At 64.8% G+C, this 5,198-nt stretch carries 6 protein-coding genes; 3 read left to right on the top strand and 3 right to left on the bottom strand.

Annotated features, from left to right (window positions below; all coding sequences use genetic code 11):
* The 3 genes from BGN95_RS19010 to BGN95_RS19000 form a co-directional block, all read right to left on the bottom strand.
* Window positions 1–346: TadE/TadG family type IV pilus assembly protein (locus tag BGN95_RS19010; RefSeq protein ID WP_286773683.1), on the bottom strand; the 346-nt coding region annotated here is incomplete at its 3' end.
* Window positions 343–1,683 carry a pilus assembly protein TadG-related protein gene (locus BGN95_RS19005; RefSeq protein ID WP_286773682.1) on the bottom strand — a complete coding sequence of 447 codons (1,341 nt, stop codon included), beginning with the start codon at window positions 1,681–1,683 and terminating at the stop codon, window positions 343–345. The genes BGN95_RS19005 and BGN95_RS19010, both read right to left, overlap by 4 nt.
* Before the next feature lie 206 nt (window positions 1,684–1,889).
* On the bottom strand, window positions 1,890–2,600 hold the full coding sequence (locus BGN95_RS19000) for a DUF2569 domain-containing protein (protein ID WP_286773681.1): 711 nt from the start codon (window positions 2,598–2,600) through the stop codon (window positions 1,890–1,892).
* Between the two features lie 533 nt (window positions 2,601–3,133).
* On the opposite strand from BGN95_RS19000, the gene BGN95_RS18995 reads away from it, so the two are divergent.
* From BGN95_RS18995 to BGN95_RS18985, 3 genes are all read left to right on the top strand, one after another.
* Window positions 3,134–3,322, top strand: coding sequence for a Flp family type IVb pilin (locus BGN95_RS18995; RefSeq protein WP_179514011.1), 189 nt, complete (start codon window positions 3,134–3,136; stop codon window positions 3,320–3,322).
* Window positions 3,323–3,401: 79 nt separating this feature from the next.
* Window positions 3,402–4,307, top strand: a complete 906-nt coding sequence (gene cpaB, locus BGN95_RS18990) for a Flp pilus assembly protein CpaB (protein ID WP_265311448.1) — start codon at window positions 3,402–3,404, stop codon at window positions 4,305–4,307.
* On the top strand, window positions 4,297–5,198 hold a 902-nt coding region (locus BGN95_RS18985), incomplete at its 3' end, for a pilus assembly protein N-terminal domain-containing protein (protein WP_286773715.1). The genes cpaB and BGN95_RS18985, both read left to right, overlap by 11 nt.

Genomic DNA, 5,198 nt, shown 5'->3' with positions numbered 1-5,198 from the left:
CCAGCGTCCCGCCGGTATTGGCGCAATAATAGCTTTCGGTCGGGCTGCCGACCACGGTGACGGCGGTGCCGAGCGTGGTCTGCTGCGCGGCGCTCTTCATCTGGTTGAGATAGGTCGTCCCGCAATTCGCCGGGGCGGGATTGGTGCAGAGCGAGCGGACGATCCCCGCGGCCTGCTGCGCCGCGAGATCGACCTGCATCTTGCTGTACATATAGGTCGCAAGATCGACGACGTTCATCGTGACGAAGCCGACGATCGGAAAGATCATCGCCATTTCCGCCGCCGCCGACGCGCGCGTGTCGATGCCGAACCGCGCGAGCCAGCCGGGATGCCGTCGCGTGCTCATTGCACCAGCTTTTCGCGGGTCACGCCGCCGCCGCTCGGCGGGACGAGGCCGGCGGTGGCGCATTGCGTGTTGTTGGCGAAGATGCTGCCGGTGCCGTTGACCAGGACCGTATAGGCGACGAGCACGAAGCAGGCCGCGCCATTGGCCGATTTGTTGACCGCGCCGCTGAACGTGACGTTTGCCTTTGGGAGGTAGACCAGCCCGGTGATGTCCCAGGTCGGCTTGTTGCCGGCATAAGTGAGATCGAGCGCGGATTGCGGCGGGCTCATCCTGGGATCCTGATAGATCGCCACGCCCGACCAGTTGCCGCTGTTCGGCGCCTGGATATTCAGCGTGCCCGACGAGTTGCCGTTGACGCTGTCGGTCGGCGCCCGCACGGTGCTCGCCGAATTGTCGCCCGAAAAGACCAAGGTTCCGCTGGTTGCGGTCACAGTATTGCCGTGGAGATCGAGTGTGCCGTTGTAAATCGTCAGCGTGCCCGAGCCGCTGAGCGTGACATTGCCCGACAATGTTACCGGGCCGCATCGCGTCGCGGGGAGGGTGACCGTCCCGGACATCGTGGTGGCATTGTAGACGCCGTTGCAAGGATTGGCCGGAATGTTCTTGGCGTAATTGCCATAAGCGTCGGCGGGGATGTTGGCCCCCGAAATCTGCTGCTTGCCGCAGCCGCTGTCGGTGCCGGCGGCGATGCCGTAATCGGCGCCAAGATCATGGCCGTTGCAGGTCGCGCCGCCGTGCGAGATGATGCTGCAGCCGGCAAGATCGGGCTTGGGGCCACCGTTGCTCGTGAAGGAATTGGTGCCGGTCGACAAGGTGCCGATGCACCCGGTGGTCGAGCCGCCCCCCGCCGCGCCCCCGGTCGCGGTGGTGGCGATCGCGCTGGCGACGATCGACCGCGCGAAGCCGCCGTTCTTGTCGCCGCGAAAGCCGACCAGCGCGGAAAGCGCCAGCGGCACCTGTGAGGTCAGCGTCGCCGAATAGCATATCGATCCCGTCGCCACCCCTGATGGGCAGGTGACGTTGGCCGCCGCGGTGACGGTGACATTGTTCTGCCCGTCGACGAAGCCGAACTTCTGCGCGGCGGCGCGCGCCTCGGCGAGATAGGTGCTGCCGGTGCTCCCGGCATTGGCGTTGGTGGCGGCGGCGAGCGCGGCGGAATCCGCCGCATTCTGCATCGCGCGCTGGAAATAATACCATTGCCCGATCTCGGTGACCGTCGCGGTCGCGCCTGCTATTGGGATGATCATCAGCGCCATCAGCGGGCTGATCGCGCCGCGCTGATCGCGGAAACGGGAAAAGCCGATCGTGCCGAGACGATATGCAAGCCGGTGCAGCATGTTCCTACCCCAACAGAACAGCGGCCCTTGCCCGTGTGCCGTTCCTGTCGCGTCGCGCAGGCGGCGTGCTTTCGTTCGGGCTTGGCCCGCGGGAGCGACCCCGGCGGACTAACTGTAAAAATTCGCCTTTAGCGGTGAATTGTCAATATAGCGGAAACCATCGACGGTTTCCCATATCGGTACAAGGTGCGGAACGCGGCGCGCGATCAGGCGCGTGCGCGGCGACGGAAAGTGACGTTCACCCGCTCCGACACGATCAGATAGGGCAGCCACACCGCGACGCTGATCAGCACCTTTTGCAGATTGCCCGCGAGCAGCGTCGACATCGCGGCGGCGACATTGCCGGGCAGATCGGGCGCCGCGCCGATCGCGCGTGCCATCGCGCATTGCATCATGATGTCGAACAGCCAGGCGAACAGCAGCATCCGCGGGAACAGCGGCACCGCGCGCAATGCCAGCACGAAGCAGACCATGTAGAAAAAATTCATCGCGATGACGTCCAGCGTCATCATCGTCAGGATGGTCTGCGCCCAGACCGGCGCGTCGCCGCCGAGCGCGGGCACCGCGACGAAGAATTCCAGGCTGCGCACGGGTACGTTGAGCAGCAGCCCGAGCAGCAGCGAGGCCATGAATCCGCCCGGCCCGAACCACGGGTTTTCGCGTGCCGACAATTCGTCCAACGACCGCCATGTACCGTATCGGCACAATCGGATCGCGGGTTGCGCGGTCAATGTGCCGCGCGGGAAGCTCCCCGCGGCGAGTCGGTAGCCCGCGATCGGTGCCAGTGCGACCAGCAGATAGGGCAGCGAGAGGGCCGCCGCATGAAGCATGTCGCGGGGTGGATTCGGGGCATCAGCGATCTTGAAAAATGCGATCGCGACGGTCACCCCGATCCACCCCAGGATCAGCCGCTCCATCCGCAGATCAAAGAAGCTTATCAAAGACTTGCTTCGATCCCGCAGCCGTGCCGCAGCGCCGCGCCACGCCGCCGCCAGACCGCCGGCGGCGGTGCTCGATCGGGGGGTGGTGCCGGGTGCGATTGGCATGTCCGCAACAATAGAAAAGGGAAGTTATGGGTCCGTTAAGAACCGAGTCGTAAGCTATCCCACGGGCGGATCATTGGCCATGTCAAAATCGACCGGAATCCCGCCTGTTAACCTGAATCGTTAATGCCTGGCCGGAATAATTCGTTATTTTTCAATACGAAAAAAAATATGCCGTCGGAATGATTGACCATTTCCGATATTGGGCGGAACCTTCAAGCGTCATCACCGGGTAAGCATATCGCTGCAGAGCAGGGGGGCCTGGACTGCGCGGAAGAACAACGGATCGCTCCCGTTCGCGGGAGATCCCGGTGAAGATCAGGGGGCTGCGTAACCGGCTTCCCTGTGGAAATACATGACGGCAGTCATGTTCGACCGATCCGTCGTGTTCACAAGGGGTTATGAACATGATCAAGTTCTTCCGCGATTTCATCAGCGACGAAACCGGCGCTTCGGCGGCCGAATATGCATTGATCCTTGCCATTGTCGGGACGGCGATTGCCGGTGCTGCGATCACGCTTGGTGGCTCGATCAGCAATGCCATGACCGGCGCAGCGAGCTGCATCAGCACGCATACCACCGCAGCCTGCTCATAATAGTTCAGAGGCGCGGCCGGATTACTTTCCGGAATCCGGCCGCGTCCTGCCTCGCACTGCAAAACGCATGGGGGGGACTATGCAAGGACGCAATCTCATCGTGATCGCCATTGCGGTGGTGGTCGGCATTGCCGCGGTGATTATCGCCAATGCCTATTTCTCCGGGGTCGCGACGCGATCCGAACAGGCTGCGAAAGATCAGCAACTCACCAATATTGTCGTCGCCGCACAGGATATGTCCTTCGCGACGCCGTTGACCGCCAGCAATTTGCGGCTCGCCGCCTATCCGGCCAAGTCGGTTCCGGCCGGCGCCTTCATGTCGATCGCCGAGGCGACCAAGAACGGGCGGGTCGCGTTGCGCCCGATCGTGATCGGCGAACCGGTGCTGGCGTCGAAGGTGTCCGGGGCCAATGGCCGCGCGACGATCGCCGCCAACCTCCCCGCGGGCAAGCTCGCTTATGCGGTGTCGATCAACGACGTGAACGGCGTGGGCGGTTTCGTCCGGCCCGGCGACGTGGTCGACGTGCTGCTGACCCGCCCGATCCCGGGCGAGGGGGCGACGGCCAATGACAAAATGACCGATGTCGTGCTGGAGAATGTGCCGGTGCTGGGTGTCGATCAGGTGTCGGACGAGAACGCCACCAAGCCGGTGATCAGCAAGACCGCGACGCTCGAGGTCGATACGATCAGCGCGCAGAAGCTGGCGCTGGCCGGGCAACTCGGCGTGATCAGCCTGGCGCTGCGCAACGTCGCCGATCAGGTCGCGGGAACGCGCGCCACCGTCCTGCCGCGCCAGTTGAGCGCGACCAATTACGTCATCCCGGTAAAGCGCAGCGCCAATCCCGCGCCCTCGCTGCCCCGGCTGCCGCTGCCGCGCCTGACGGCCGGCCTGTCCCATCCATCGGCCGTGCTTCGGCCGGGTCCGGCGATGACCGTGATCCGCGGCACGACGGTCAGCGAATATGGGGTGCAACATGGCAATTGACCGCAAGGCGCGCGTGGCGCGCCGCCCGCTGCTGGCGCTTTCCGCAGCGCTCGCCGCCGGGCTTCCGCTGGCGACCCCGGCTCCTGCGCTGGCGCAGGGCGAGGCGGGACTGCGCGGCGGGACGCTCGAAGTCCCGCTCAACAAGAGCCAGGTTGTCACCGCCGATCGCCCGATCGCCAAGGCATTGATCGGCGGCGACGACAAGCCCGACAAGATGATCGCCGATATCGTGCCGATCACCAATCGCTCGATCTATGTGCTCGGCAAGAATATGGGCACGACCAGCCTGACGCTATACGATGCGGCGGGGCGAGTGATCTCGGTGATCGACATCGCGGTCGGCCCCGATGTCATCGCGTTGACTGATCAGATCCGCAAATTGCTCCCCGGCGAGCCGATCGAGGCGGCGATCTCGAACGATTCGATCGTCCTCACCGGGATGGTGGGCAGCCCCGCCGCGGCCGATCGCGCCGCGCAGCTCGCCAAGGCCTATGCCGGCGACAAGGTGATCAACCTGATCTCGGTCGGGTCGAGCCAGCAGGTGATGGTCGAGGTGCGCTTTGCCGAGGTCGATCGCAACGCGGGCAAGGATCTGGGCGTCAGCGCCTTCGCCAATTCGCGCGGCGGCTCGTTCCGCGCGGCGACCGGGCAGGGTGCGCAGCTCGTCCCCGGCCAGCCGGTCACCGTCACCACGCCCTTGCCCGGCGGCGGGACGTCGACGACGTCGGTGCCGGGGGCATCGGTGTTGCAGCTCGCGTCGATCACCGGGACGTTCGGCATCTTCCAGAAGATGTTCAACATCGGCGGGCTGTCGATCGACGCGACGCTCAACGCGCTGGAGACGCGCGGGCTGGCCAAGACGCTGGCGCAGCCGACGCTGATCGCGCTTTC

The sequence above is a fragment of the Sphingomonas sp. 66-10 genome (genome assembly GCF_001897045.1).
In the GTDB taxonomy this organism is placed as follows: Bacteria; Pseudomonadota; Alphaproteobacteria; order Sphingomonadales; family Sphingomonadaceae; genus Sphingomonas; species Sphingomonas lycopersici.
Note: the sequence above shows the minus strand (reverse complement) of the source record. Positions and strands in the feature narration are given on the sequence as shown.